This is a genomic window from Roseomonas sp. KE2513 (genome assembly GCF_016107305.1).
In the GTDB taxonomy this organism is placed as follows: domain Bacteria; phylum Pseudomonadota; class Alphaproteobacteria; order Acetobacterales; family Acetobacteraceae; genus Roseomonas.
The window spans coordinates 1-831 of record NZ_RCVR01000164.1 but is presented as its reverse complement, the minus strand read 5'-3'; the positions used below and the strand labels follow the sequence as shown (position 1 = coordinate 831).

Sequence of the window (831 nt, the reverse complement as noted above, 5' to 3'; positions counted from 1 at the left end):
TCATCGCTTCCACATTGACCTCGGGCAGCACGACGGCCGCGCCAACAGCGCGCTCAGGGCAGATCGCGCCGAAGATCCAGGCCCAGGTATAGCGGTGATCGCGCACGGCACGTGGGCGCGTGCCCCGCTTGGCCCAGATGCGTGTCAGCGTGCCCTGCTGGCCCACACGGGCTTCGTCCATGAACCAGATCTCAAGAGGTATGCCGGGTGCAACCGCGCCGACGGCTTCCTTCACCCGATCCGCGAAGCCCCCTTAAAAGCCGCCTGCGCGGCGGGGTCGCTCTGCGGGTGCTGTGGCCGCACGGAAAGACGGCAGAAGCGCAGCTTGGTCAGCAGCTTGCCGACCGTGCGCTCGTGCAAACTTACCCTAAACTCGCTCCCGATCCGCTCCTGCAGGTCGCGGCAGCGCCAGCGCACGACCCCGTCTCGCTCCAATTCCGGGCCCTTCTCAACCCAGTGGGCCACAACAGCCTCCTGCTCAGTCGAAAGCCGTGGCGCCGGCCCCGCAGCGTGGCGGTTCACCAGCCCGGCTACCCCCCTCGGCGTTGTACCGGTGCACCCAGTCGCGCAGCGTCTGACGGTCCATGCCGCAGCTCCCAGCTGCGTCCTCGCGTGAGGCCCCTTCCAGCACCAGCGCGATCGCCAGCCTCCGGCGTGCCGCATTTGCATCACGGCTCCGCGCCGCTGACTTCCGGAGTTCCGCCGCCGAAAGATCCTGCCGCGTGATCGCCAACGCCATCTCAGCCTCCCGAGCCAGCCGTCAGGAGGAGCGAATCACAACCGCCATACGGACGGGATCACATGCGAGTCACTAACCAAGGCGGTTGGTAT

Annotated in this window: 1 pseudogene; it reads right to left on the bottom strand. The window is 67.4% G+C overall.

The window, feature by feature from the left end:
- Positions 1-739: pseudogene (locus D9599_RS31855) on the bottom strand (IS630 family transposase); the annotation flags it as partial.
- Positions 740-831: the final 92 nt, after the last annotated feature.